Genomic DNA, 24,831 nt, shown 5'->3' on the forward strand with positions numbered 1-24,831 from the left:
GAGTGCTCATCGCAATCTCGACCTGCTTTCGACTCGCGAGGTACCAGGCCGCACGGGGGGTTCCGCACGACACGTCTTCCTACCGTGTTGCCTGCTCGGCAACTGTCGTCCGCTCGACGTACCGGCGCAACGCCTTTGTGTCGAGCGCTCCCGGGGCACGCAACGCCCGCGTGAACGCCCGGCGGCGTACCGCCTGGTCGAGACAGACCGGGGCGGGGTGCACGTACGCACCCCGGCCGGGCAGCGTACCGCGAGGATCGGGGGCACACTCGCCCTCGACCGCCACGATGCGCAGCAGATCCGTCTTGGCCGCTCGCTCCCGGCACCCCACACAGGTGCGTTCAGGGCATGCGCGGGCCTGCGTCCGGCCAGACACCCTTAAGTCTACCTCCCCGCGCACACCTCACCCCTTTGGGGCAGGATTCGAACGACTGTTGTCGTGTTCCGAGCGCCGTCCCGACCGGATCTATTCCCCGGCCTGCTCGGTGTCCGGCCGGATGTCGATGCGCCAGCCGGTCAGACGGGCGGCGAGGCGGGCGTTCTGGCCCTCCTTGCCGATCGCCAGGGACAGCTGGTAGTCCGGCACGGTCACCCGGGCGGAACGGGCCGCCAGGTCCACGACGTCCACCTTGGAGACACGGGCCGGGGACAGCGCGTTCGCCACCATCTCGGCCGGGTCGTCCGACCAGTCGACGATGTCGATCTTCTCGCCGTTCAGCTCGCCCATGACGTTGCGCACCCGGCCGCCCATGGGGCCGATGCAGGCGCCCTTGGCGTTCAGGCCCGAACGGGTGGAGCGGACCGCGATCTTCGTACGGTGACCGGCCTCACGGGCGATCGCCGCGATCTCGACGGAGCCGTCCGCGATCTCGGGCACCTCCAGGGCGAAGAGCTTCTTCACCAGGTTGGGGTGCGTGCGCGAAAGGGTGACGGAGGGACCGCGCACGCCCTTGGCCACCCGCACGACGTACGACCGCAGGCGCATGCCGTGCGGGTACGTCTCGCCCGGGACCTGCTCCTGCACGGGCAGGATGGCCTCCAGCTTGCCGATGTCCACGAGGACGTTCTTCGGGTCGCGGCCCTGCTGGACCACGCCGGTGACGATGTCCCCCTCACGGCCGGCGTACTCGCCGAGCGTCGCGTCGTCCTCGGCGTCGCGCAGCCGCTGCAGGATGACCTGCTTGGCGGTGGTGGCGGCGATACGGCCGAAGCCGGACGGGGTGTCGTCGAACTCGCGGGCCTCCTGGCCCTCCTCGAGGTCCTCGGGGTCCTCCTTCGCCCACACGGTCACATGGCCGGTCTCCCGGTTCAGCTCCACGCGCGCGTGGCGGCGGCTTCCCTCGGTGCGGTGGTAGGCGATGAGGAGGGCCGACTCGATCGCCTCGACCAGCAGGTCGAAGGAGATCTCCTTCTCCCGCACCAAGCCCCGCAGGGCGCTCATGTCGATGTCCACGGCTACGCCTCCTCCTCTTCCTTCAGGTCCTTCTCGACCTTGTCGTCCTTGCGGTTGAACTCGACCTGCACGCGCGCCCTGACGACGTCCGGGAAGGCGATGCGGCGGGCCGTGGGCCTGCGGCCCTTGACTCCGGGCACCTCGAGGTCGAGTCCCTCGTCGTCGGCCGCGATGATCCTGGCCACCAGCTCGCCGCCCTCGGCCAGCTGGAACCTCACCAGCCGGCCCGTGGCGCGCACGTAGTGGCGGTGCTGCGTGAGAAGGCGCTCGGCGCCCGGGGTCCCGACCTCGAGGGTGTACTCCCCCTCGCCCATCGCGTCGCTCTCGTCGAGCTTCGCCGAGAGCGCGCGGCTCACATCGGCGATCGCGTCCAGGTCCGCCCCGGTGCCGGAGTCCACGACCACGCGCAGCACCCGCTTGCGTCCTACGGAGTCCACGGCGATCTCTTCGAGATCCAGCCCCTGGGAGGTGACGAGCGGTTCCAGCAGCTCCCGCAGCCTCTCGCTCTGGGTGGTGCTCATCCGGGTGACTCCTCGGCCGCGTGTGCTGTTGTGGGACGGTTCGCGTGTCTGGTCAAAGGGTATCCGGTCCCAAGGGGTGTTGCCGTCCACCTGGGCGAGGGCGGTGCCGCTGAGCCGTGCCCGGGGCACGCGCGGGTACGGTGATCATGGGCGAGGCACCCGCCCGCCGCCGAACGTACGCATCACGCACCCGAGGACGTCTGCCGTGCCGTTCCCCTCACCCCCGCAGGTCCTCTCGGGCCCGCGCAGAAGGAGTCTGCTCGCCTCGGCGGCGGGGGCCGCCCTGCTCGCGGGCGCGTCCGCCTGCTCCGCCGGGAGCGACGGCTCCGGGTCCGCGAGCACCGGTCCCTCGCTCGCCGACCGGGTCCGCGCGCAGGCGGCCCGGGACAGCCAGGACCTGGTGCGGCGCTACGACGCCGTGCTCGCCGTGCATCCGTCGCTGGCCGGGCGGCTCTCGCCGCTGCGGGCGGAGGTCGTGCGGCACGTGACCGCGTTCGGCGGTACGGGCCAGGCGTCGCCCGCGGACTCCGCGACGGCGTCAGCGGGTTCGGCCCCGCCGCCCACGGCGACGGCGACGGACGCGGTCAGGGCGGCGGCGGGCGCGGGGGCCTCCGCCGGGGCCCCCGGGTCCGCCGGCCCGTCGGCCGGGGTCCCGGGGCCGGCTTCGGCGGGTGTCCCGGCGGACGAGAAGGAGGCGCGGGCCGGGCTCGCCGCCGCGGAACGGTCGCTCGCCGACCGGCGTACGGCGGCGCTGCTCGACGTCCCCGGTGAGCAGGCGCGGTTGCTGGCCTCGGTGGCGGCGGCCGGCGCGGCGCACGCGTACCTGCTGACGGAGGGCGACAAGTGAGCACGGCTGCGGAAGAGGAACTGCGGGCCCTCCAGGCGGCGCTGGCCGCGGAGCACGCGGCGGTGTACGGCTACGGCGTCGTGGGCGGCAAGGTCCACGAGGACCGGCGCGCCCAGGCGCGCTCCGCCTACGACGCCCACCGGGCGCGCCGCGACACCCTGGCGCGCCAGGTCGCGGACCTGGGCGGCAGGCCGGTGGCCTCGGCGGCCGGCTACGCCCTGCCGTTCCCGGTGCCGGACTCGGCCGCCGCGGTCCGCTTCGCCGCGGAACTGGAGGACCGGGTGGCCGGGGTCTGCTCCGACCTGGTGCGGGCCGCCACCGGGCGGCGCAGGCAGGAGGCGGCCGGGGCGCTGCGCGAGGCGGCGGTCCGGGCGGCGCGCTGGCGCGGCGGGAGCGTAGCCTTCCCAGGTCTCGCCGAACGCGCCGGTGCCGGCAGCCCGTCGGCGACCGCGACGCCGTAGCGGGGCAGGTGACCGGCAGGCGTCCGACCGGGACGCACCGAGACAGGGGACGCGTGCGAACGCGCCCAGGCGTCCAGGAAGGAAACACTCGCGCATGGCTTTCGAACCGCCGCGCCGACTGGTGCGGGCGCTCGGTGAGACGGCACCGGACGGTGACGACTGGCTGGAGCAGCTGCCCCGACTGGCCGGACGGGCCGTCGAGCAGCGCGGGTTGACGGTCGAGCGGGTGCAGGTGCCCGGCGGGCGCAGCAGCATGGTCGTGCTGGTGCGGACGGCGCAGGGGACACCGGCCGTGCTGAAGCTGGCCCCGCCCCGGGCCCGGCCCGCCGGCGAGCGGGCCGCGCTCGCGCACTGGGCGGGCCGGGGTGCCGTACAGCTGCTGGAGCCGTCCGGTACGGACGAGGGTGTTCTGCTCCTCGAACGGCTGCACCCGGACGTGTCGGTGCGGTCGCTGCCGGAGGCGCGGGCGCTGCTGGAGGCCGCGGGCACGCTGCGGAGGCTGTGGGTGGAGCCGCCGCAGGGGCACCCCTTCGAGACGGTCGCCGAGCGGACCGGGCGGCAGGCGGAGGCGATGCGGGCGAGCGCGGAGGGCGACGCGGAGGTGGCGCCGCTGGTGCGGGCGGCGCTCGCGGCCCGCGAGCAGTTGCTGGCCGCGCCGCCCGGACAGCGGCTGCTGCACGGCACGTTCCGGCAGAGCAAGGTACTCGCCGGGGACCGGATGCCGTGGCTGGCGGTCGGCCCGGACCCGGTGGTGGGTGAGGCCGCGTTCGACCTGGCCCGGCTGGTCCGTGACCGGGTGGAGGACCTGATCGCCTCGCCGTCCGGGCCGGCCACCACCCGGCGCAGGATCAAACGGCTGGCGGAGTCCCTGGAGGTGGACCGGGAACGGCTGGGCGGCTGGACCCTGTTCCGCGCGGTGGAGTCCGGCGTACGGGCCCGCCGGGTGGGCCGCCCCCAGGACGCCGAACTGCTCCTGGAGTTCGCGGGCTGGCTCTGATCCGGCGAAGGCCGGCAGGGCACCGGAGCGGTCGCGTCCCGGCACCCCCGCGCCGTGAACGGGCCGGGCCCCGTCCGGGTGGGGCGGGGCCCGGGTGGCTGTGTGTCTCCGCTGCGGGTCCACGGGACCCCCGCACGGCCGGGCGGCCGGGCCGGGTTCCCGTGGAGCCGCGCAGTGTCGCTACGCGGTGAGGCGGGCGATGGCCTCGTCGACCGTCAGTTCCTCGCGCTCGCCGCTCCGGCGGTCCTTCAGCTCGACGACGCCCTCGGCGGAGCGGCGGCCGGCGACGAGGATCTTGGGGACGCCGATCAGTTCGGCGTCCGTGAACTTCACGCCCGGGGAGACGCCGGCGCGGTCGTCGACGAGGACGCGGAGGCCGGCGGCGGCCAGCTTCCCGGAGACGTCGAGGGCCAGTTCGGTCTGCAGGGCCTTGCCCGCGGCGACCACGTGCACGTCGGCCGGGGCCACCTCGGCGGGCCAGACCAGCCCGTGCTCGTCGGCGTGCTGCTCGGCGAGGGCCGCGACCGCGCGGGAGACGCCGATGCCGTAGGAGCCCATGGTGACGCGGACCGGCTTGCCGTTCTGGCCGAGGACGTCGAGCTTGAGGGCGTCGGTGTACTTGCGGCCGAGCTGGAAGATGTGGCCGATCTCGATGGCGCGGTCCAGCTTGAGACCGGTGCCGCACTTCGGGCAGGGGTCGCCCTCCTGGACGACCACGACGTCGACGTACGCGTCGACGTCGAAGTCGCGGCCCGCGACGACGTTCTTCGCGTGCGTGTGCTCCTTGTTGGCGCCGGTGATCCAGGCGGTGCCGGGCGCCACGCGCGGGTCGGCGATGTAGCGGACCTTCTCCCCCAGGCCCTGCGGGCCGACGTAGCCGCGCACCAGGTCGGGGCGGCCGGTGAAGTCCTCGGCGGTGACCAGTTCGACGGTGGCCGGGGCGAAGTGCGCCTCGACCTTGTCCAGGTCGACCTCACGGTCGCCGGGGACGCCGACGGCGACGATCTCGCCGTCCACCTTGACGAGGAGGTTCTTCAGGGTGGCGGAGGCCGGGACGCCGAGGGAGGCGGCGAGGGTCTCGATGGTGGGGGTGTCCGGGGTCGGGATCTCCTCCAGCGCGGGCACGGCGGAGCCGTCCACCGGCCGCAGCTCGTAGGTGATCGCCTCGGTGTTGGCGGCGAAGTCGCAGTTCGGGCAGTCGGCGAAGGTGTCCTCGCCGGCCTCGGCCGGGGCGAGGAACTCCTCGGACCGGGAGCCGCCCATCGCGCCCGCGGTCGCGGCGCAGATGCGGTAGTCGAGGCCGAGGCGCTCGAAGATGCGCTGGTAGGCCTGGCGGTGCAGGGCGTAGGACTCGGCGAGGCCCTCGTCGGCGGTGTCGAAGGAGTAGGAGTCCTTCATCAGGAACTCGCGCCCGCGCAGGATGCCCGCGCGGGGGCGGGCCTCGTCGCGGTACTTGCTCTGGATCTGGTAGAGGATGACCGGCAGGTCCTTGTAGGAGGACGCCTGGTCCTTCACCAGCAGGGTGAAGATCTCCTCGTGGGTCGGGCCGAGCAGGTAGTCGCCGCCCTTGCGGTCCTGGAGGCGGAACAGCTCGGCGCCGTACTCGTCCCAGCGGCCGGTCGCCTCGTACGGCTCCCTCGGCAGCAGCGCGGGCAGCAGCACCTCCTGCGCGCCGATGGCGTCCATCTCCTCGCGGACGATCCGCTCGACGTTCGCGAGGACCTTCTTGCCCAGCGGCAGCCAGCTCCAGACGCCCGCGGCGGTGCGGCGGACGTAACCGGCGCGGACCAGCAGCTTGTGGCTGAGGACCTCGGCGTCGGCCGGGTCGTCGCGCAGCGTCTTGGCCATCAACTGGGACATGCGCTGGACCGGTGCGTTCGCCATCGTTCTCGTACTCCTGCCGGAAATCGGTGATGGCTAGGAGGTTAGCCGGGCGGACGGCGGCGGCGGTAATCGCCTCAGCGGCCGCCGGCCGGGCCGCGGCGCAGGGGCAGCGGGGCGCCCATCACGGCGTACGGCTTCGGCGCGCTGGGGAAGAGGACCTGCCGGGCCAGGTCCACATACCCCAGGGAGTGGTAGAGGCCGCGGGCGGGGCTGTCGGTGTCGATCGCGGAGAGGATCGAGCGGGGCTCGTCGGCGCTGTCGGTGATGGTGGTGATCAGGGCGCGGCCGATGCCCCGGTTCTGGTGTCCGGGGTGGACGTGCAGCTCGGTGATCACGAAGGAGTCGTCCAGCCACTCCTCGTGGCCGCGGGCGCGCAGGTAGGGCTCGACGACGGTGGACCACCAGTGGGTGCGGTCGTTGGGCATGCCGTAGACGAACCCGGCCAGCCGTCCGCCGGCGGTGGTGGCGCCGAGGGCGCGGGCGCCCGGGCAGGTCATGTGGCGCAGCACGATCTGCCGGCGCACGGCGACCTCCTCGGCGCCGAGTCCGAAGGCGACGGCCTGCACGGCGAGCGCCTCGTCGACGCGGGCCGACAGGTCGAGGGGGCCGATCACGATGTCGTCGGGGCGGCGGCCGGGGCCGTGACCGGGAAAGTGCGCCATGCCGGGGAGACTACTGGGCCGACCACCCGGCTCGCACCTGCCTCATCGGCGCACGGGCCCGGCCACGGCACCGGGGGCCTCTCGTCCGGATCGGGCCGGGCTCGCCGGGTCCGGCACCGCACCCCGATCCGGGCCGATCCGGGCCGGTCCGGATGAAAGCCCCTGTATTGACCTGCAGGGTTGTTCACACGGCTGATCGGTGGCTGGCCGCCGAGTGCGGTGTGGCAGCGGTGGTGGTTGTAGGTGTGCAGAAAGTCTGCCAGGGCCGCGGTGCGTTCGTCGTTGTTGGTGTAGGGCCGCAGGTAGGCCCATTCGGCGGGAACTTGACGACAGGGCCTAGAACAGCACGCTCGTGAACGAGCCGACCTCCTGGAAGCCCACGCGCAGGTAGGTGCGCCGGGCCGCCGTGTTGAAGTCGTTGACGTAGAGGCTGACGACGGGGGCGACGTCGGCCAGTGCGTAGCGCAGCACCGCGGCCATGGCGGGGGCGGCGAGCCCGCGGCCCCGGTACTCGGGGGCGACCCAGACGCCCTGGATCTGGCAGGCCCGGTCGGTCGCCGCGCCGATCTCGGCCTTGAACATCACCTTGCCGTGCTCGTCGAGGCGGGCGAAGGAGCGGCCGGAGCCCACGAGTTCGGCGACCCGGGCCTGGTAGAGCAGGCCGCCGTCGCCGGCCAGCGGGGAGACGCCGACCTCCTCGGTGAACATGGCCACGCACGCCGGCATGATCGCCTCCATCTCGTCCTTGCGGACGCGGCGGACGTAGGGGTCGGCGGCGATGTCCGCGGGCATGCGGTCGGTGACCATGAGGGGCTGGCGGGCGCGGACCTCGCGGGCCGGCCCCCAGCTGGGTTCGAGCAGGCCCCACAGCTGGGTGGTGGGTCCGGAGGGACCGACGATGGAGGAGCAGCGGCGGCCGGCCCGCCGGGCGCGGTCCGCGAAGGCGCGCACGGCGCGCGGGGTGGCGCAGATGGGGACCAGGTTGGCGCCCGCGTAGCACAGGGACGTGAGCATGCCGCCCTCGTACCAGCCCCACATCTCGCCGCCGAGCCGCCACGGGTCCAGGCCCGCGACCTGCACGCGCGAGGTCACGAAGGCGTTCGCGACCGGCTCGCGGTCGAGGACGGCGAGCGCCGCGTCCAGGTCGCTCGGTTCGAGCACCCGTGAGGTGGTCTGGGTCAACACGTGCGGGGCCTCACGCTGGGGTTTCGGCTGATCTCCGCACTGTACCTGCCGGATCCTGGCGGCGCCGCCCCCTGGTGAGGCCCGCTACCGAATGCCCTGGAATGTGGCAGTACGGGCCGTTCTGGGTACTCCTTGGGTCGAGAACGGCGTGGTTCTCCCGGCACGGCCTGGCGAAAGCGGTGATCTACGGTGGCAGCACGCCGGACGGCGGTCCGGGGCGAGACGGGACCGGTTCCGTGAGCGCGGCGGGCGGGGCGGCCCTGGATCCCGACTTCCCGCGGGCGGTCCTGCGCGGGCTGGGGACCGGTGTGTTCACCCTCGACGCCGACGGGCGCATCACCTTCGTCAATCCGTGGGCGGAGCGGCTGCTGGGCCGCTCCGAGGCGGAACTGCTCGGCCGGGACGCGCACGACCTGCTGCACCGCCGGGCAGACGGCTCCGCGGTGCCGCGGGAGCAGTGCACGATGCGGATGCCGCTGGCCGACGGCCGGTCCGTGGAGGAGGGCTGCGAGGAGTACTTCCTGCGGTCCGACGGTTCGACGGTTCCGATCATCTGGACGACGACGTCCCTGGTGGTGTCCGGCCGCCCGGCGGGGCTGGTGGTGGTGTTCAGCGACTTCGGCCCGCAGCGTGCGGCCGAGGAGCGGATGGCCGCGCACGCGGCGGCCCTGGAGGCGCTGACCGCCCGGCTGAACCTGCTGGCGGACGTCTCCTCGGTGCTGATGTCCGCCCTGGACGCCTCCGGACGCATGCGCAGGCTGGTGCGACTGCTCGTTCCGGAGCTGGGCGACTGGGCGTCGGTGGCCCTGTGCTCGCAGCGGACGGGCGTCCTGGAGCGGGTCGCCGTACGGTGTCCGGCACACCCGCGGCGGGCCCGGCGGCTGGAGGGGGCGCTGCCGCTGCTGTCGGCCGGGGAGCGGACGGCGGTGGACCGGGTCATGGGCGCCGACGAACCCGTCCTGCTGAGCGCCGAGGAGCTGCGCGACCCGGACGCCGCGCTCGCGGCGACCCACGGGAGACTGTTCGAGCGGCTGGGCGGCCACACCGCCGTCGTCGTGCCGCTGCGCGCCCGCCGCAACCACTACGGGATGCTGACCGTGGGCCGCGCCGCGGGCTCGCCCGCACCGACGGACGCGGAGGTGCGGCTGCTCTCCGACATCGGCCGCCGGGTGGGTCTGGTGCTGGACAACGCCCGGCTCTACCAGGAGCAGCGCAACGTCTCCGAGACGATGCAGCGCCAGTTGCTGGCCCCGCTGCCGCAGGTCGACCACCTGCGGATGGCCGCCCGCTACCTGCCCGCGCAGAGCGCCATGGAGATCGGCGGCGACTGGTACGACGCCTTCCTGCTCTCCGACGGGGTGATGGCCCTGGTCATCGGGGACGTGGTGGGCCACGATCTCCAGGCCGCCGCGCACATGGCCGAGGTCCGCAACATGCTGCGCGCCCTGGCCTGGGACCACGGCAAGCCGCCCAGTCTGATCATGTGCCGGCTGGACGAGGCGGTCACGAACACCAGTGACGCGCCGATGGCCACGCTCGTCTTCGCCCGGATCGAGGGCCCCGAGGGCGGCCCGTGGCGGCTGAACTGGGTCAATGCCGGGCATCCGCCGCCGCTGCTGGTGACCCGGGACGGCGGGACGCGGTTCCTGACCGGCGGGCACGGTCCGCTGATCGGGATGAGCGCGGTCCTGCACCTCGGGCTGAGCTGGCCCGACGCCTACGAGGACCTTCCGCCCGAGTCGACGCTCCTGCTGTACACCGACGGTCTGGTGGAGAGCAGGAACCGCCCCATCGACCTGGGGATGGCCAAGCTCCGCCACCACGCCTCCGTGCTGGCCCGGCGGATGGCCGGGGAGACGGTGGACGCCTTCTGCGACGAGCTGCTGGAGCGCATCAGGCCCAGCGGCGACGACGTCGCTCTGCTCGCGCTGCACCTGCCCGCCAGCGGGGCCGGTGCCCCGGGCGACCGGGAGCCGCCGCCGCCCCCGCAGTCCCCGTACGGCAGCCCGGCCGCACCCGAACGCTCCGCGCCCGGTTCGGTCCAGGAGGACGCCCCGGTGTCGGACCCCACACTGCACGGCCGGACCGACGAGGCACCGGGGCGGTGAGGCGTGGCGTGGCCGGGCGGGCGGGGCAGGAGGGGGGCGAGGCCGCGCGAGGGGGCGGCTGGACGGCGGGGCCGCGACGGGGTCGGCAGACCGGGGGCGGGGCCCGCGGCGGGGCGGCCGACGGCTTGGCGGGGGCGCTACGGGGCCGCTACGACGCGAGGGGCCCCACCGGCAACGGCGGGATGATCGGCGGCTGATGGCTGGGGCCGCTACGGCGCCGGTGGTCCGCCCGGCACCGGAGGGGCGGCGGCGGGCCAGGGCCACTACGACCGGATGGGCCCCACCGGCAACGGCGGGATGATCGGCTGCTGACGGCCGGGGCCGCTACGGCGCGAGGGGTGGTCCGACCGGGCACCAGGGGGCGGCGGGCCGGGCGTCTGTGGCCCGGCCCGATGGGCCCGGCCGCGGTGGAGCGGTGGGCCCGGGGCGTACAGGGGGGCGGGGCCGGGATCAGCCCGCGACGGAGATCTCCGGCTCGCCGGAGGCCACGCCGTCGGCCTCCATCTGCTCGGCGAGCTTCATCGCCTCTTCGATCAGGGTCTCCACGATCTTCGACTCGGGCACCGTCTTGATGACCTCGCCCTTGACGAAGATCTGCCCCTTGCCGTTGCCCGACGCCACACCCAGATCAGCCTCACGCGCCTCACCGGGACCGTTGACCACACACCCCATCACGGCCACCCGCAACGGAACCTCCATACCCGTCAGCCCCGCCGTGACCTCCTCCGCCAGCTTGTACACATCCACCTGCGCACGCCCGCACGACGGACACGAGACGATCTCCAGACCCCGCTGCCGCAGCCCCAGCGACTGAAGGATCTGCAAGCCGACCTTGACCTCCTCCACCGGCGGCGCCGACAACGACACCCGGATCGTGTCACCGATCCCCTGCGACAGCAGCGCACCGAACGCCACCGCCGACTTGATCGTGCCCTGGAACGCCGGACCCGCCTCCGTCACACCCAGATGCAGCGGATACTCACACTGCTCCGCCAGCTGCCGGTACGCCTCGATCATCACGACCGGATCGTTGTGCTTCACCGAGATCTTGATGTCCCGGAAACCATGCTCCTCGAACAGCGACGCCTCCCACAGCGCCGACTCCACCAGCGCCTCCGGCGTCGCCTTCCCGTACTTCTGCAGCAGCCGCCGGTCCAGCGACCCCGCGTTCACCCCGATCCGGATCGGCGTCCCACGGTCCTTCGCCGCCTTCGCGATCTCCCGCACCTGATCATCGAACTTCTTGATGTTCCCCGGATTCACCCGCACCGCCGCACACCCCGCCTCGATCGCGGCGAACACGTACTTCGGCTGGAAATGAATGTCCGCGATCACCGGGATCTGCGACTTCCGCGCGATCGTCGCCAGCGCGTCCGCATCGTCCTGCGTCGGACACGCCACCCGCACGATCTGACAGCCCGACGCCGTCAGCTCCGCGATCTGCTGCAACGTCGCCCCGATGTCCGACGTACGCGTCGTCGTCATCGACTGCACGGAGACCGGCGCGTCGCCGCCGACCGCCACGGATCCGACCTGGATCTGCCGGCTCCTGCGGCGCTCGGCGAGCTTGGTCGGAACGGACGGCATGCCGAGAGAAATCGCAGTCATCTGCTGTGCAACCCCAAGTCGTGGATCAAGGTCCGGCCCCGTTCTGCGGCGGGCTCCAGGCTTCGAGATTACGGCACCGCCCCGATCATCGGCACATCCCACCCGGCAAACCCACTCAATGGGAGGCGGCCGGACAGGACACCTGCCCGGCCGCCTCGAACAGCGGGTTGCTACGTGATTTTGACGGGGTTAACGACGTCCGCGATGAGGACGAGGATGGTGAAGCAGATGAAGACGCTGGCCACGACGTAGGCCACCGGCATCAGCTTCGCCACGTCGAACGGGCCGGGGTCCGGGCGGCGCAGCACCTTGGCCAGGTGGCGGCGCAGCGACTCCCACAGGGCGCCGGCGATGTGCCCGCCGTCCAGCGGCAGCAGCGGCAGCATGTTGAAGAGGAACAGGGAGAGGTTGAAGCCGGCCACCAGCATCATGGCCATGGCCAGCTGCTGGGTGGGCGGGATGTCCAGGGTGAAGATGTCGCCGCCGACGCGGGCCGCGCCGACCACGCCCATCGGGGAGTCGGGCTGGCGGGGGGCGCCGTCGAAGGCCGCGTCCCACAGGGCCGGGATCTTGCCGGGCAGGCTCGCGATGGAGTCGACGGCCTCGCCGAGCCGGTCGCCCATCCAGGTCACGGACTGGCCGAAGTCCTGGCGGACGATGCCGGTGGCGGCGCTGAAGCCGAGGAACCCGGCGGTGACGTACTGGCCCTGGACGATCTGGCCGTGGGAGTCCTTCTTGGCGACCTGGTTGGTGGCGATCTTCGCGTGCAGGGTGACGTCCTTGCCGCCCCGGTCGACGACGATCGGCACCTGCTTGCCGGGGTTGGCGCGGATGAGGTCGGACAGGCGGTCCCAGTCGTCGGTCCTGACGCCGTCGAAGGCGACGATCCGGTCCCCGGCCCGCATCCCCGCGGCGGCGGCCGGCGAGAGCGCGTCGCCCTTCTTGCACGTGTCGCGGTTCTCGCTCTGCGCGATGACGCACTGCGAGACGGAGCTGACGGAGGTCGTCTGCTGCGAGATGCCGAAGCCCATCAGCACGATGAGGAACAGGGCGACCGCGAGGACGAGGTTCATGAAGGGGCCGGCGAACATGACGATGACCCGCTTCCACGGGGCGCGCGTGTAGAACATGCGCTTCTCGTCGCCGGGCTCCAGCTCCTCGTACGCGGCCGAGCGGGCGTCCTCGATCATGCCGCGCCAGGGTGAGGTGGAGCGGGCGGTGACCCGGCCGTCGTCGCCCGGCGGGAACATGCCGATCATGCGGATGTAGCCGCCGAACGGGATGGCCTTGATGCCGTACTCCGTCTCGCCCTTCCTGCGCGAGAAGATCGTCGGGCCGAAGCCGACCATGTACTGCGGCACACGGATGCCGAAGAGCTTGGCGGTGGACAGATGTCCCAGCTCGTGCCACGCGATGGAGACCAGCAGGCCGATCACGAAGACGACTATGCCGAGGATCATCATCAGGGACGTCATGCACGCGCCTCCGCGGTCGCCGTCTGCGCTGTCAGTTCCCGGGCGCGGGAGCGGGCCCAGGTCTCCGCTTCGAGGACGTCCGGCAGGGTCAGCGTAGTTCCCGTGCGGGGTGTGCCGTGCTCCTCGACCACCTGTGTCACGGTCTCCATGATCCCGTTGAAGGGCAGTGCACCGCGCAGGAACGCGTCGACGCACTCCTCGTTGGCCGCATTGAACACGGCCGGGGCGGTGCCCGCGAGCCGGCCGACGTGCCGGGCGAGGCCGACGGAGGGGAAGGCCTCGGTGTCGAGGGGGAAGAACTCCCAGGTGGAGGCCTTGCTCCAGTCGAAGGCGGGGGCGGCGTCGGGAATCCGTTCGGGCCAGCCGAGGCCGATGGCGATGGGCCCGCGCATGTCGGGGGGCGTCGCCTGCGCGAGGGTGGACCCGTCGGTGAACTCGACCATCGAGTGGACGTACGACTGGGGGTGGACGACGACCTCGATGCGGTCGAAGGGGATGTCGTACAGCAGGTGGGCCTCGATGACCTCCAGGCCCTTGTTGACGAGGGTGGCGGAGTTCACCGTGATCACCGGGCCCATCGCCCAGGTGGGGTGGGCGAGGGCGTCCTCGACGCCGACGTCGGCGAGTTCGTCCTTGGTACGGCCGCGGAAGGGGCCGCCGGAGGCGGTGACGACGAGCTTGCGCACATCCGCCCGGGTCCCGCCGGCCAGGGCCTGGAAGAGCGCGGCGTGCTCGGAGTCCACCGGGATGATCTGACCCGGCCCGGCCACCGCCTTGACCAGCGGGCCGCCGACGATGAGCGACTCCTTGTTGGCGAGCGCGAGGGTGCGGCCCGCCTCCAGGGCGGCGAGGGTCGGGGCCAGGCCGATGGATCCGGTGATGCCGTTGAGGACGGTGTGGCACTCGGAGGCGGCGACGTGGGTGGCCGCGTCGGGGCCGGCCAGGATCTCGGGCAGCGGCCCGGTGCTCCCGTACTGCGCGGCCAGCGCCTCGCGCAGGGCCGGTACGACGTCCTCGCGGGCCACGGCCACGGTCCGCGCCCGCAGCCGGAACGCCTGCTCGGCGAGGAGAGCGACCCGGCCGCCGTTGGCGGAGAGCGCGGTGACCCGGAAGCGGTCCGGGTGGCGCAGCACGAGGTCGATGGCCTGGGTGCCGACGGACCCGGTGGACCCGAGGACGACCACGTCCTTGGGTCCGTCCCCGCTGACGGGGTCGAAGACGAGATGCGGATCGGCGAGAGGGGCTGGACTGTCGCTCATCCCCCCATTGTGGCCGCAACGCCTGTGTCTCAGGACAGCGCGTCCGCCGGGCGGGTCCGGGGCGCCCCGGATCGCGCGGCCGGCGCATGCACGGCGGCGCGCGCCGCGGGGGCACCCGTCCCTCCGGAGCAGGGCCAGGCCCAGGACCACTGCAGGACAGGGCCGCCCGACGGCAGGCCCGGCGCGGGACCGCCGCGCCGCGGGGCAGGCGGGCGGTCGCCGTGGAGCGGGGTGGGGGCCGGGCCGCCGTGCGATCGGCCGGGTGCGGGGTCGTCAGCGGATCGGGCGGTGCACGTTCTCCTGTGCGGTGGGGCCCGGTTCCGGCTCGGCGATCCACGGGCCGTCGTCCGAGGGGTCGACGATTCCTTGCTCCAGCCACTCGTAGGCCCCGCCGAGGACGCCCTTGACGACCTTGCGGTCCAGGTCGTCGGTGTTGTTCCACAGGCGGTCGAAGAGTTCGCCCACGCGGATGCGGGCCTGGCGGCAGAAGGCGTCGGCCAGTTGGTAGGCCTCGCGGCCGTTCTCCCCGCGGGTGCGCAGGAGTTCGGCGCGCACGCAGGCCGCGCTCATCGCGAACAGTTCGGCGCCGATGTCCACGACCCGGCCGAGGAAGCCCTGCTTGGTCTCCATCCGGCCCTGCCAGCGGGACATGGCGTAGAAGGTGGAGCGGGCGAGCTTGCGGGCGTGGCGTTCGACGAAGCGCAGGTGCCCGGAGAGGTCGGCGTGCCCGCGCGGGTGGAACTCGGCGTACGAGCGCGGCAGCTGGCCGGGGCCCGCGACCAGCTTCGGCAGCCACTTCGCGTAGAAGACGCCCGCGTTCGCGCCCGCCCTCGCCTTGTCCTGGAGGGACTTGCCGGGGTCGATGAGGTCGCCGGCGACCGAGAGGTGGGCGTCGACGGCCTCGCGGGCGATCAGGAGGTGCATGATCTCGGTGGAGCCCTCGAAGATGCGGTTGATGCGCAGGTCGCGCAGCATCTGCTCGGCGGGGACGGCGCGTTCGCCGCGGGCGGCGAGGGAGGCGGCCGTCTCGAAGCCGCGTCCGCCGCGGATCTGGACCAGTTCGTCGGCCATCCTCCAGGCCATCTCGGAGCCGTAGAGCTTGGCGAGGGCGGCCTCGATGCGGATGTCGTTGCGGTCCTCGTCGGCCATCTGGGAGGACAGTTCGAGCACGGCCTCCAGGGCGAAGGTGGTGGCGGCGATGAAGGAGATCTTCGAGCCGACCGCCTCGTGCAGCGCGACCGGCTTGCCCCACTGCTCGCGGACGGCGGACCACTCGCGGGCGATCTTCAGGCACCACTTGCCCGCGCCCGCGCACATGGCCGGCAGGGAGAGCCGGCCGGTGTTGAGCGTGGTCAGGGCGATCTTGAGGCCCTGGCCCTCCTCGCCGATGCGCTGGGCGGCCGGGACGCGGACCCGGTGGAAGCGGGTGACGCCGTTCTCGATGCCGCGCAGGCCCATGAAGGCGTTGCGGTGCTCCACCGTGACGCCCTCGGCGGCGGCCTCGACGACGAAGGCGGTGATGCCGCCCCGGTGTCCCTCCGACCTCGGTACGCGCGCCATGACGACGAGCAGGTCGGCCACCACGCCGTTGGTGGTCCACAGCTTCACGCCGTCCAGGACGTAGTCCCCCCGCTCGTCGGGCACGGCGGTGGTCGCCAGGCGGGCCGGGTCGGAGCCGACGTCCGGCTCGGTGAGCAGGAAGGCGGAGATGTCGGTGCGGGCGCAGCGGGGCAGGAACGTGTCCTTCTGCTCCTGGGTGCCGAAGAGTTTGAGCGGCTGCGGTACGCCGATCGACTGATGCGCGGAGAGCAGGGCCCCGATGGCGGGGCTGGCGGAGCCGGCCAGGGCGAGGGCCTTGTTGTAGTACACCTGGGTGAGTCCGAGGCCGCCGTACCTGGTGTCGATCTTCATGCCGAGGGCGCCCAGCTCCTTGAGCCCGGTGACGACCTCGTCGGGGATCCGCGCGTCGCGTTCGATCCGGGCGGAGTCGACCTTCGTCTCGCAGAAGTCGCGCAGCTTGGCCAGGAACTCCTCGCCGCGCTGCACGTCGTCGGCGGCCGGGAGCGGGTGCGGGTGGATGAGGTCGAGCCGGAAACGGCCCAGGAACAGTTCCTTGGCGAAGCTGGGTTTGCGCCAGTGCTGTTCCCGGGCGTCCTCCGCCACCTGCCGGGCTTCGCGCTCGCTCACGGTGGGTCTGCTGGTCGCTGGTGCGGACATGAGGCTCACCTCACCGCGGGAACACGCCCCGCGAATAGGGATCTTGGGTGTTTTCTTCACCGACCGGTGCTACTGGTTCGTATGTACCCGATACCGGACGGTGCCACCACCCCTGGCGTGCGGGCTGCCGGGCGTGCGGGCGGCCGGTGCGACCGCGGGTGTCCCGGTGTGGTGTCATGCGGGGGGAGGGTGCGGGCAGGGGGTGCGCCGGGGCGGGCACGGAAGGGGCGTCCGGGCCTGTCGGTGACCGTCGGATGGGACATGTGTCGAAGCGCTTCGACAGCCCATGGACACCTGATCGCACTTGGGGCTACTGTCGAACCACCCTCACAATCACCCTGCCGGTCATGCGCACTGTCGAAGCGCTTCACAAAGCTTGGAGAGCTGATGGTCACCCTCGCCGAGGTCGCACAGCACGCCGGAGTCTCGGCGAGCACGGTGAGCTATGTCCTCAGCGGCAAGCGGTCCATCTCCGCGAGCACCCGGGAGCGGGTCGAGCACAGCATCCGCGAGCTGGGCTACCACCCGAACGCGGGCGCCCGCGCACTGGCCAGCAGCAGGTCGAACATCATCGCCCTGATGATCCCGCTGCGCACGGACATGTACGTGCCGGTGATGATGGAGATCGCCATCGCCGTGGCGACCACCGCCCGCGCCCACGGGTACGACGTCCTGCTGCTCACCGGCGAGGAGGGTCCCGACGCCGTGCGCCGGGTGACGGGCAGCGGACTCGCCGACGCGATGATCCTGATGGACGTCGAGCTGGAGGACGAGCGGCTGCCCCTGCTGCGCGGCACCCACCAGCCCTGCGTCCTCATCGGACTGCCCGCCGACGCCACCGGACTGACCTGCGTCGACCTCGACTGGGGCGCGACCGGCGCGCTGTGCGTGGAGCACCTGGCGAAGCTGGGCCACCGCGACATCGCCGTCATCGGTGAGGCGCCCGCCGTCTACGAACGGCACACCGGCTTCGCCGAACGCACCCTGGACGGGCTGCGCTCCCGGGCGCGCGAGCTGGGCCTGAAGGTGCTGCACCGCCCCTGCGAGGGCGGCTACGACGCGATGGCGGCGACCCTGGCCCGGATCTTCGACGAGCGGCCGGGCACCACGGGCTTCGTCGTGCAGAACGAGTCCGCTGTGGAGCCGCTGCTCGCCCTGCTGCGCCAGCAGGGCCGGGCCGTGCCCGAGGACGTGTCGGTGGCCGCGATCTGCCCCGAGCAGGTCGCCGTCCAGGCCTCCGTCCGGCTGACCTCGGTCGCCGTCCCCGCCCAGGAGATGGGCCGGCACGCCGTCGAGCGCCTGGTGGCCAAGCTCGACGGGCGCGAGGGTGCCGAGGTGGTCCTCATCGCACCCGAGCTGACCGTGCGCGCGAGTTCCGGACCGGCGCCGACGGCCCCCTGACGGACTCCCGTCCCCTCCCCCACGTCCGGCGGGGGCGTTCACCGCGTCCGCAGGCCCAGGACGCGGTCCTCCCCGGCGACCAGGTCCAGCTGCCGGGCGCCTCGGGTGGTCCGCACCCCGATGCGGTGGCCGCGGCCGGGGCGCAGCGGCTTCGGGGACGGCGTCACCGAGGTGACCGCCGAGCCGGCGGGCGGGGGCACCGTCGAGATCCTGTCGGACGACGACGCGGCGGCCGTGCTCACCCCGGCCACGCCCACCTCGGGTCCGTACGACTACCCGGCGGTCCGGGCGGCGTTCGCCGCCGACGGCGTGCACGACGTCCGCCTCCGGCTGCACGGCCCGGTGCGGCTCGCGCACGTCGGCTTCACCGGCTGAGGCCCGCGAGGGACGGCGGACGGCGACGGCCGGAGCCCCCGCACAGTGGGCTCCGGCCGTCGCCGGTGGGGGACCGTCCCGCCTACAGGGCCAGGCCGGTCAGCACGAGGACGCGCTCGTAGGTGTAGTCGTCCATCGCGTAGCGCACGCCCTCGCGGCCGACGCCGGACTGCTTGGCGCCGCCGTAGGGCATCTGGTCGGCACGGTAGGACGGCACGTCGCCGACGACCACGCCGCCGACCTCGAGGACGCGGTGGGCGCGGAAGGCGGTCTGCACGTCGTGGGTGAACACGCCTGCCTGCAGGCCGTACTTGGAGTCGTTGACCGCGGCGAACGCCTCGGCCTCGCCGTTCACCTTCTGCACGGTCAGGACCGGGCCGAAGACCTCCTCGCGGGCGATCGTCACGTGGGCCGGCACCTCGGCGAGGACGGTCGGCGCGTAGGAGGCGCCGTCGCGCTTGCCGCCGGTGAGCACGGCGGCGCCGGCGTCGGCGGCCTCCTGCACCCAGGACTCCACGCGGCGCGCGGCGTCCTCGCTGACCAGCGGGCCGACGTCCGTCTTCGGGTCCGCCGGGTCACCGGTGACCTGGGCCTCGACGGCGGCGACGATGCGCGGCAGCAGCCGGTCGTACACGGCGGCGTCGGCGATCACCCGCTGCACGGAGATGCAGGACTGGCCGCCCTGGTAGTTGGAGAAGGTGGCGATGCGGCTCGCCGCCCAGTCCAGGTCCTCGTCGCTCGCCCAGTCGCCGAGGACGACGGCCGCGCCGTTGCCGCCCAGCTCCAGGGTGCAGTGCTTGCGCGGCACCGAGTCCATGATCGCGTAGCCGACCTTCTCGGACCCGGTGAAGGAGATGACCGGCAGCCGCTCGTCCTGGACCAGGGCGGGCATACGGTCGTTGGAGACCGGCAGGATCGACCAGGAACCGGCGGGCAGCTCCGTCTCGGCGAGCAGCTCACCGAGGATCAGGCCGGACAGCGGGGTTGCCGGGGCCGGCTTGAGGATGATCGGGACACCGGCGGCGATGGCCGGGGCGACCTTGTGGGCGCACAGGTTCAGCGGGAAGTTGAACGGCGCGATACCGAGGACGACGCCCTTGGGGAAGCGGCGGGTCAGCGCGAGGCGGCCCTGGCCGCCGCCGTCGGTGTCCAGGCGCTGGGCCTCGCCGCCGTTGAACCGGCGGGCCTCCTCCGCGGCGAACCGGAACACCGACACCGCGCGCCCGACCTCACCGCGCGCCCACTTGACGGGCTTGCCGTTCTCGGCGGAGATCAGCTGGGCGATCTCCTCGGCGCGCTCGCCGAGCCGCTTGCCGACGTGGTCCAGAGCGGCGGCGCGTACGTGGGCCGGGGTGGCGGCGAACTCCTCCAGCACGGCGTGCGCGGCGGCCACGGCCTCCTCGACCTGGGCGTCGGTCGGCAGGCTGACCTGCCCGACGGTCCGGCCGTCCCACGGGGAGGTGACGTCGAAGGTGTCCTCGCCGGTGGCCTGGCGGCCGGCGAGCCAGAAGGCGGTGGTGGATGTCATTGGACGAGTCCCGGCCCTTCCGCGTTGGAGGTGAGGTGAGTACTTGCGTCGACAACGGTAGGCCGGGGACGACCGGGCGGCGTTTGTCCGGGGTGGAGCACTGGGGAGGGGGTGTGCGCCGGTTTGGCGCAGGCGGTCGTCCGGGCGCGGGCAGGCCCGTGCCGGTGCTGTGAACGGAAAGGTTCACCGGCCCGCGCCGCCCGGCGGCTTCCCGGCGGACCGTTCCGGCCGGAGCACTACTCGCTCGCCGTCGCCTTGAGGGCCAGCCACAGTTCCATCCGTACGTCCGGGTCGTCCAGCGAGCGGCCGAGGATCTCCTCCACGCGCCGCATCCGGTAGCGCAGGGTGTGGCGGTGCACGCCGAGGTCGGCCGCCGCCGCGTCCCACTGGCCGTGCCGCGACAGCCAGGCCCGCAGGCTGGCCACCAGGTCCCCGCGGCCGGTCGCGTCGTGCTCGTACAGCGCCCGCAGCAGCCCGTCCGCGAACGCGCGCACCGCGTCGTCGGCCAGCAGCGGCAGCACGGACCCCGACGCGAGCTGCTCGTGCTCGACCAGCACCCGCCCGCGCCGTCGCGCCACGGACAGCGCCTGCTCGGCCTGCTTGAACGCGGCCGCGGCGGCGATCGGACCGGCCGGGGCCGACAGGCCGACGACCAGTTCGTCCTCCTCCCCCGCCGCCTGCTCGGACACCGCGGCGGCCCGCGCGGCCTCCAGGGCGCCCGCGTACTCCGCGCAGGCGGAGACGGACGTGCTGCCGTCCCCGGCCAGCACCACCAGACGCGCCCCGTCGGGCACCACGAGCACCGCCTCCCCGGAGCGTGCCGCGGCGGCCTCCACCACCTCGGCCAGGCCCGCCAGCGGGTCGCCCCCGGTGCCGACGGCGGCCGGCACGGCGGCCGGGGCGGGCCTGGCGGCCAGCACCCGCGCGTGCGCGTCGGCGTGCGCCCGCGCGGCGGACGCGGAGGCCGACTCGGCGACGATCACCCGGAACGGCGCGTCCAGCAGGCTGCCGTACAGGTCCCCGGCGACGGCCCGCGCGTGGTCGGGCTGACCGGCGAGCAGCATGCGCAGCACGGCCGCGCCGATCCGCTGCTCGGCGGCGTGCAGGGAGCGGGAGCGTTCGGTGGTGAGGGTCAGCAGGGCGATGGCGGAGTGCACGGCGTACCGCTCGGCCGTGCCGAGGGCGGCGGCGGTGCCGACGGCGAGCGCGGCGCGCGGGCGGCGCCCGGTGCCGATGGAGTGCAGTTCGACGCGGTCCTCGGTCTCGGGTCCGCCGACGACGGCGGAGGCGGGCGCGGGGCGGTCGCGCAGCCGTTCGACGTCCGCGGTGAGCCGGGCGGCCCTGCGGACCGCCCACTCGGGTGCGGTGGCGACGACGGCGCCCGAGGCGTCGTAGAGCGCCGCCCAGCCGTCGACCTGGGCGGCCAGGGCGGTGAGCAGCCCCTCGGGGCCGGAGTTCAGGGCCTGCCGGGTCAGTTCGCGCTGGGCGGCGAAGCCCGCCGTGACCGCCCGGTACTGGTCGGCGGCGATGGCGGCCGAGACCGCCTTGCTGATCGCGAGGAAGGGGGTGCGCCGCGGTACCTCCAGCAGGGGCAGGCCCTCCTCCTCGGCCGCCGCGACGAGCGCCTCGGGGATCTCCTCGTAGTTCACCCCGACGGCGAAGCCGAGCCCCACCACACCGGCCGCGACCAGCCGCTTCACATAGCGGCGCATCGCCTTGGGATCCTCCGCGTCCAGTTTGAGCGCGGTGATCAGCAGCAGCTCGCCGCCCTCCATGTACGGCACGGGGTCGGCCAGCTCGCTGACGTGCGCCCAGCGGACGGGCACGTCCAGGCGGTCCCCGCCCGCGCGCACGGTCAGCTTGAGCGCGGAGTGGTGGACGAGTGAGGCGAGCGTCGGGGGCATGGGACCTTCAGGTCTGCGGAGGTCTGGGTGAGCTGGGGTCAGCCGGGTCGCCCGGATGACCAGGTGACCGTGGCCGGTGACCGGTGATCCGGAGAACGCCGATCCGGTGAACTGGTGACGGATGCGGTGTTTTGGCCGTCACGTATGAACGGCCTGTGTCGATTCTGCCTCACTGTACGGTCGGCGCGAACCGGACGGCCGTCCGGGGCCGTCCGGTCCACTTGGTGGCCGGGGGCGGTGCGGGGCCGGTGCGGGGTTCAGCCGCGCAGGTCCACCAGGAGCGGCGGGGCATGCTCGCCCGCCACACTGGTCAGCGACAGCACGCCGTGCCCGGGCGGCACCTCGTGGGCCAGCTGCGAGGCGGACCAGCGTTCGCGCTCGACCTGCTTGGTGGTGACGGCGTCGGTGGTCACCGCCTTGCCGGTGACCAGCTTGCGCAGGGCGTGGAGGGCCCGGGTCATCGGCTGGTCGGCGAAGACGGTGTGCTTGGCGACCTCCTTGGTCTCCACCCACTCGGTGCCCCAGGCGTGCGCGAACCGGCTGCCGTCCCAGGTGGTCACCCCGGACAGCGCCATGCGGCAGCCCACGGCCCCCAGCAGCGGACCGTGCAGGGCCTCCGGCACGTCCGCGACCGAGCGGAGCGCGAGGACGACCCCGGCGTCGTGCGCGCGCAGCCGCTGGATGCGGCGGACCGACTCGGCCGTGACGGTGCCGGTGGCGTCGTCCAGGACCAGGCAGGCGAAGTGCGGGCGGCGGGCCTCCCGCACGACGCCGTGGAACTGGGCCAGGACCAGCCGGGTGATGATCCGGGAGGCCTCCTCGTGTCCGCGCTCGGGCAGCTCGATGCGGACCCGCAGCGGGTGGTGGGCGACGGCGCGCAGCGAGAAGGGCCGGTCGCCGGTGGCGGCGCTGCCGAAGAAGCCGGCGAAGACGGGCCGGTCCAGCAGGGCGAGCCGGTCGGCGAGGGCCGGGCCGGCGTCCGCCGCGCCGCCGGCCTGACGCATCCGGGCGTCCAGCTCGCGGCGCATCACGGCGTGCGCGTCGGGGCGCCCGCCGGTGTCCTCGGGAGCGCGTTCCCCCGCGGCCAGGCCCGCGCGCAGCGCGGCCAGGGCCCCGGGGTCACCCTCCAGCAGTTCGCGCAGCACCGGCAGCGCGGGGAAGCGGCCGTGCACGGCGCGGTAGGGGCCGAGCAGCTGGGCGAGCGCGGTGGCGGCGCTCTGGGTGCTCACGGTGTCGAGGTCGCCGACCAGCGCCTCGGCGAGGAAGGCGGCGGCCTCGTCGGGGTCCTCGGACTCGGCGTACGGATCCAGGTCGTGCGCGGAGGCGGGGTCGCCGATCCGCACGACGACGTCATAGGCGCTGTCGGGGCCGAGCGGCGTACCGGCGGCGCAGACGGTGACGACCGCGCACCGGCCGGTCAGGGCCTGGAGGGTCAGTGCCTCGGTGACCGGCCCGACGACGTGCCGGGTCTTGCCGGAGCCGGGCGGTCCGACCACGAGCAGGGAGGTGCCCAGCAGGTCCGGGCCGAGGGCCGCGCCGGCGTCGTGGTAGGCGCGCGGCGTCCGCTCCCCCGCCACCCAGCGCCCGAGCCGCACCTGGCCCTCCAGCAGGTCGTGCCGGGCGGCTCGGGCGGGCAGGTCGCGCTGTCCGGAGGGGTGGGTCCAGGCGGCGCCGCCGTGGCGCAGCACGGTGTCCGCGAAGACGGCGGGCCGCGCCTCGCGCCGGGCGCCCTCCCAGGCGCGCTCGACGCGGGCGCAGTCGACGTCGTTCATCCGCCCCGCGGCCACCTCGGCGGTGAGCACGTCGGCGGCCTGGTGCTGGCCCGCGTGCCGCAGCCCGGGCCACTGGGAGCGGGGCAGGTCGGCGGGCGGCGGCGCGGCCGGATCGGCGGCGGCCCGCCGCCGCGCGACCAGCTCCCGCCCGTACGCCCACCAGCCGCCGAGACGGGCGAAGGGCCAGACGACCAGGAGGGTGATCAGGGCGTACAGGGTGTCGGTGAAGAGCTGCGAGGCGAACAGGTCGTAGCCGCCCGAGATCAGGGCCGCCAGGGAGAACAGCGGGGCGACGACCGGTACCGCGTCCCAGCCGGCCAGCGGGAAGGCCTCGGGGAAGACGAGACTCAGGGCACCGAGCGCGCCGATGGCGGAGAACAGGGCGCGGGAGGGCTGCGGACGGCGGCCCACGAAGTGACCCAGGACCTCGGGCCAGCCGCCCAGCCGTGCGACGGCGTAGACGAGCACGGCGAAGAAGACGCCGTCGTAGACGACCCGGGCCTCGCTCCCCTGCCACCCCTTCGGGGAGACCGTCCCGCCCCACCACCAGTCGTCCGGCGTGAAGAGTTTCAGCGGAGCCGATTCGTAGGGCAGGGCGCCCTGCCGCCACAGGGACCACACCAGCAGGGCGACGGCCAGCGGAATGAGCAGTCCGACGACGGTGATGGACGGCAGACGGCCGGGGGTGCCCTCACCGCCCTTGGGCGGCCGGTGACCGAGTCGCCAGATACCGGGCGCGGCGGTGGGCCGGGGAGCGTCGAGCCATTCGGCGACGGCGGAGCGGGCGGCACCGGGAAAGCCGGAGGCACCGGAGTGGCCGGAGGCGCCTGAAAAGCCGGAACCGTCCGAGATGCCAGGTGCATTCGGCGCGGCCTGCGTCGGCGGCGTACCCGGAGCATGCCGGGCCGCCTGCGCGGGCTGTGCCACCGCTGTCCAGGGCGCCCCCGGTGCCGCCGGCGGGCGGGCGGGCCGGGGCGGCACCGCCGGGATGTCCCGGGGCGCCGTGGGACGCGGCACCGGCGTCGCGTGCGGTGACGCGGTGTGCGCGTCCTGCGGTCCAGGGTCCGCATGCTTCGGATGCGTGCCCCGCGCGTCCTGCGTCCCGCCGTCGTCCATCGCCGTCGCTCCCCGGCCAGCCGTTCGTCCACCGTCACCATCAGCGAGTCAATCTAAC

Annotated in this window: 19 protein-coding genes and 2 pseudogenes; 6 read left to right on the forward strand and 15 right to left on the reverse strand. The window is 73.7% G+C overall.

The window, feature by feature from the left end:
- Positions 1 to 79 precede the first annotated feature (79 nt).
- From AC6I72_RS08530 to rimP, 3 genes are all read right to left on the reverse strand, one after another.
- Positions 80 to 376, reverse strand: a complete 297-nt coding sequence (locus tag AC6I72_RS08530; RefSeq protein ID WP_498000258.1) for a YlxR family protein — start codon at positions 374 to 376, stop codon at positions 80 to 82.
- A 90-nt stretch (positions 377 to 466) separates the two neighbouring features.
- Entirely contained in the window at positions 467 to 1,453 is a 987-nt protein-coding gene (gene nusA / locus AC6I72_RS08535; protein WP_037861923.1) for a transcription termination factor NusA, read from the reverse strand.
- A gap of 2 nt (positions 1,454 to 1,455) precedes the next feature.
- A complete protein-coding gene (gene rimP / locus AC6I72_RS08540) occupies positions 1,456 to 1,974 on the reverse strand; it encodes a ribosome maturation factor RimP (protein WP_498000259.1) in 519 nt (172 codons plus the stop codon).
- A 205-nt stretch (positions 1,975 to 2,179) separates the two neighbouring features.
- Between rimP and AC6I72_RS08545 the strand changes: the two genes are divergently transcribed.
- From AC6I72_RS08545 to AC6I72_RS08555, 3 genes are all read left to right on the forward strand, one after another.
- Positions 2,180 to 2,821 (forward strand): hypothetical protein, encoded by a 642-nt coding sequence (locus AC6I72_RS08545; protein ID WP_498000260.1) that lies wholly within the window; start codon positions 2,180 to 2,182, stop codon positions 2,819 to 2,821.
- Positions 2,818 to 3,282, forward strand: coding sequence for a ferritin-like domain-containing protein (locus tag AC6I72_RS08550; protein ID WP_498000261.1), 465 nt, complete (start codon positions 2,818 to 2,820; stop codon positions 3,280 to 3,282). Before AC6I72_RS08545 ends, AC6I72_RS08550 begins: the two co-directional genes overlap by 4 nt.
- A gap of 94 nt (positions 3,283 to 3,376) precedes the next feature.
- Positions 3,377 to 4,279, forward strand: a complete 903-nt coding sequence (locus tag AC6I72_RS08555) for an aminoglycoside phosphotransferase family protein (RefSeq protein WP_498000262.1) — start codon at positions 3,377 to 3,379, stop codon at positions 4,277 to 4,279.
- A gap of 180 nt (positions 4,280 to 4,459) precedes the next feature.
- Here the strand turns inward: AC6I72_RS08555 and AC6I72_RS08560 are convergent, their stop codons facing one another.
- The 4 genes and pseudogenes from AC6I72_RS08560 to AC6I72_RS08575 all read right to left on the reverse strand — a co-directional run bounded on the left by AC6I72_RS08560 (position 4,460) and on the right by AC6I72_RS08575 (position 8,010).
- Entirely contained in the window at positions 4,460 to 6,163 is a 1,704-nt protein-coding gene (locus AC6I72_RS08560; RefSeq protein WP_498000263.1) for a proline--tRNA ligase, read from the reverse strand.
- A gap of 74 nt (positions 6,164 to 6,237) precedes the next feature.
- Positions 6,238 to 6,825, reverse strand: a complete 588-nt coding sequence (locus AC6I72_RS08565; RefSeq protein ID WP_498000264.1) for a GNAT family N-acetyltransferase — start codon at positions 6,823 to 6,825, stop codon at positions 6,238 to 6,240.
- A 164-nt stretch (positions 6,826 to 6,989) separates the two neighbouring features.
- Positions 6,990 to 7,139, reverse strand: a pseudogene (locus AC6I72_RS08570) (integrase core domain-containing protein); the annotation flags it as partial.
- Between the two features lie 22 nt (positions 7,140 to 7,161).
- Complete coding sequence (locus tag AC6I72_RS08575; RefSeq protein WP_498000265.1) at positions 7,162 to 8,010, reverse strand: GNAT family N-acetyltransferase; 849 nt, start codon at positions 8,008 to 8,010, stop codon at positions 7,162 to 7,164.
- Between the two features lie 236 nt (positions 8,011 to 8,246).
- Here AC6I72_RS08575 and AC6I72_RS08580 point away from each other — a divergent pair, with 236 nt between their 5' ends.
- On the forward strand, positions 8,247 to 10,118 hold the full coding sequence (locus AC6I72_RS08580; protein ID WP_498000266.1) for a PP2C family protein-serine/threonine phosphatase: 1,872 nt from the start codon (positions 8,247 to 8,249) through the stop codon (positions 10,116 to 10,118).
- Between the two features lie 450 nt (positions 10,119 to 10,568).
- Here the strand turns inward: AC6I72_RS08580 and ispG are convergent, their stop codons facing one another.
- The 4 genes from ispG to AC6I72_RS08600 all read right to left on the reverse strand — a co-directional run bounded on the left by ispG (position 10,569) and on the right by AC6I72_RS08600 (position 16,677).
- Positions 10,569 to 11,726 (reverse strand): flavodoxin-dependent (E)-4-hydroxy-3-methylbut-2-enyl-diphosphate synthase, encoded by a 1,158-nt coding sequence (gene ispG, locus AC6I72_RS08585; RefSeq protein ID WP_498004626.1) that lies wholly within the window; start codon positions 11,724 to 11,726, stop codon positions 10,569 to 10,571.
- Between the two features lie 170 nt (positions 11,727 to 11,896).
- Positions 11,897 to 13,201 (reverse strand): M50 family metallopeptidase, encoded by a 1,305-nt coding sequence (locus AC6I72_RS08590; RefSeq protein WP_498000267.1) that lies wholly within the window; start codon positions 13,199 to 13,201, stop codon positions 11,897 to 11,899.
- Entirely contained in the window at positions 13,198 to 14,460 is a 1,263-nt protein-coding gene (dxr, locus tag AC6I72_RS08595; protein WP_498000268.1) for a 1-deoxy-D-xylulose-5-phosphate reductoisomerase, read from the reverse strand. Before dxr ends, AC6I72_RS08590 begins: the two co-directional genes overlap by 4 nt.
- A gap of 273 nt (positions 14,461 to 14,733) precedes the next feature.
- Complete coding sequence (locus tag AC6I72_RS08600; RefSeq protein WP_498000269.1) at positions 14,734 to 16,677, reverse strand: acyl-CoA dehydrogenase family protein; 1,944 nt, start codon at positions 16,675 to 16,677, stop codon at positions 14,734 to 14,736.
- A 387-nt stretch (positions 16,678 to 17,064) separates the two neighbouring features.
- On the opposite strand from AC6I72_RS08600, the gene AC6I72_RS08605 reads away from it, so the two are divergent.
- Positions 17,065 to 18,078 carry a LacI family DNA-binding transcriptional regulator gene (locus tag AC6I72_RS08605; protein WP_498000270.1) on the forward strand — a complete coding sequence of 338 codons (1,014 nt, stop codon included), beginning with the start codon at positions 17,065 to 17,067 and terminating at the stop codon, positions 18,076 to 18,078.
- A 38-nt stretch (positions 18,079 to 18,116) separates the two neighbouring features.
- Here the strand turns inward: AC6I72_RS08605 and AC6I72_RS08610 are convergent, their stop codons facing one another.
- Entirely contained in the window at positions 18,117 to 18,245 is a 129-nt protein-coding gene (locus AC6I72_RS08610; RefSeq protein WP_498004877.1) for a hypothetical protein, read from the reverse strand.
- On the opposite strand from AC6I72_RS08610, the pseudogene AC6I72_RS08615 reads away from it, so the two are divergent.
- Positions 18,229 to 18,453: pseudogene (locus tag AC6I72_RS08615) on the forward strand (hypothetical protein); the annotation flags it as partial. The gene AC6I72_RS08610 and the pseudogene AC6I72_RS08615 overlap by 17 nt on opposite strands.
- An 82-nt stretch (positions 18,454 to 18,535) precedes the next feature.
- Here AC6I72_RS08615 and AC6I72_RS08620 read toward each other — a convergent pair.
- From AC6I72_RS08620 to AC6I72_RS08630, 3 genes are all read right to left on the reverse strand, one after another.
- Positions 18,536 to 19,981, reverse strand: a complete 1,446-nt coding sequence (locus AC6I72_RS08620) for an aldehyde dehydrogenase family protein (protein WP_498000271.1) — start codon at positions 19,979 to 19,981, stop codon at positions 18,536 to 18,538.
- A 236-nt stretch (positions 19,982 to 20,217) separates the two neighbouring features.
- Positions 20,218 to 21,885: a PucR family transcriptional regulator gene (locus tag AC6I72_RS08625; RefSeq protein WP_498000272.1), complete on the reverse strand. Its 1,668-nt coding sequence runs from the start codon at positions 21,883 to 21,885 to the stop codon at positions 20,218 to 20,220.
- Positions 21,886 to 22,142: 257 nt separating this feature from the next.
- Positions 22,143 to 24,773 carry an ATP/GTP-binding protein gene (locus tag AC6I72_RS08630; RefSeq protein WP_498000273.1) on the reverse strand — a complete coding sequence of 877 codons (2,631 nt, stop codon included), beginning with the start codon at positions 24,771 to 24,773 and terminating at the stop codon, positions 22,143 to 22,145.
- Between the last annotated feature and the right edge of the window lie 58 nt (positions 24,774 to 24,831).

It is taken from the genome of Streptomyces sp. Xyl84 (genome assembly GCF_059731885.1).

Excerpts from the sequence above, each read along its gene's own strand:
- AC6I72_RS08560 (WP_498000263.1), bottom strand. The coding sequence starts at position 6,163 with ATGGCGAACGCACCGGTCCAGCGCATGTCCCAGTTGATGGCCAAGACG.
- AC6I72_RS08620 (WP_498000271.1), bottom strand. The coding sequence starts at position 19,981 with ATGACATCCACCACCGCCTTCTGGCTCGCCGGCCGCCAGGCCACCGGC.
- dxr (WP_498000268.1), bottom strand. The coding sequence starts at position 14,460 with ATGAGCGACAGTCCAGCCCCTCTCGCCGATCCGCATCTCGTCTTCGAC.
- AC6I72_RS08605 (WP_498000270.1), top strand. The coding sequence starts at position 17,065 with ATGGTCACCCTCGCCGAGGTCGCACAGCACGCCGGAGTCTCGGCGAGC.
- ispG (WP_498004626.1), bottom strand. The coding sequence starts at position 11,726 with ATGACTGCGATTTCTCTCGGCATGCCGTCCGTTCCGACCAAGCTCGCC.
- AC6I72_RS08565 (WP_498000264.1), bottom strand. The coding sequence starts at position 6,825 with ATGGCGCACTTTCCCGGTCACGGCCCCGGCCGCCGCCCCGACGACATC.
- rimP (WP_498000259.1), bottom strand. The coding sequence starts at position 1,974 with ATGAGCACCACCCAGAGCGAGAGGCTGCGGGAGCTGCTGGAACCGCTC.
- AC6I72_RS08590 (WP_498000267.1), bottom strand. The coding sequence starts at position 13,201 with ATGACGTCCCTGATGATGATCCTCGGCATAGTCGTCTTCGTGATCGGC.
- AC6I72_RS08625 (WP_498000272.1), bottom strand. The coding sequence starts at position 21,885 with ATGCCCCCGACGCTCGCCTCACTCGTCCACCACTCCGCGCTCAAGCTG.
- AC6I72_RS08600 (WP_498000269.1), bottom strand. The coding sequence starts at position 16,677 with ATGTCCGCACCAGCGACCAGCAGACCCACCGTGAGCGAGCGCGAAGCC.
- AC6I72_RS08555 (WP_498000262.1), top strand. The coding sequence starts at position 3,377 with ATGGCTTTCGAACCGCCGCGCCGACTGGTGCGGGCGCTCGGTGAGACG.
- AC6I72_RS08630 (WP_498000273.1), bottom strand. The coding sequence starts at position 24,773 with ATGGACGACGGCGGGACGCAGGACGCGCGGGGCACGCATCCGAAGCAT.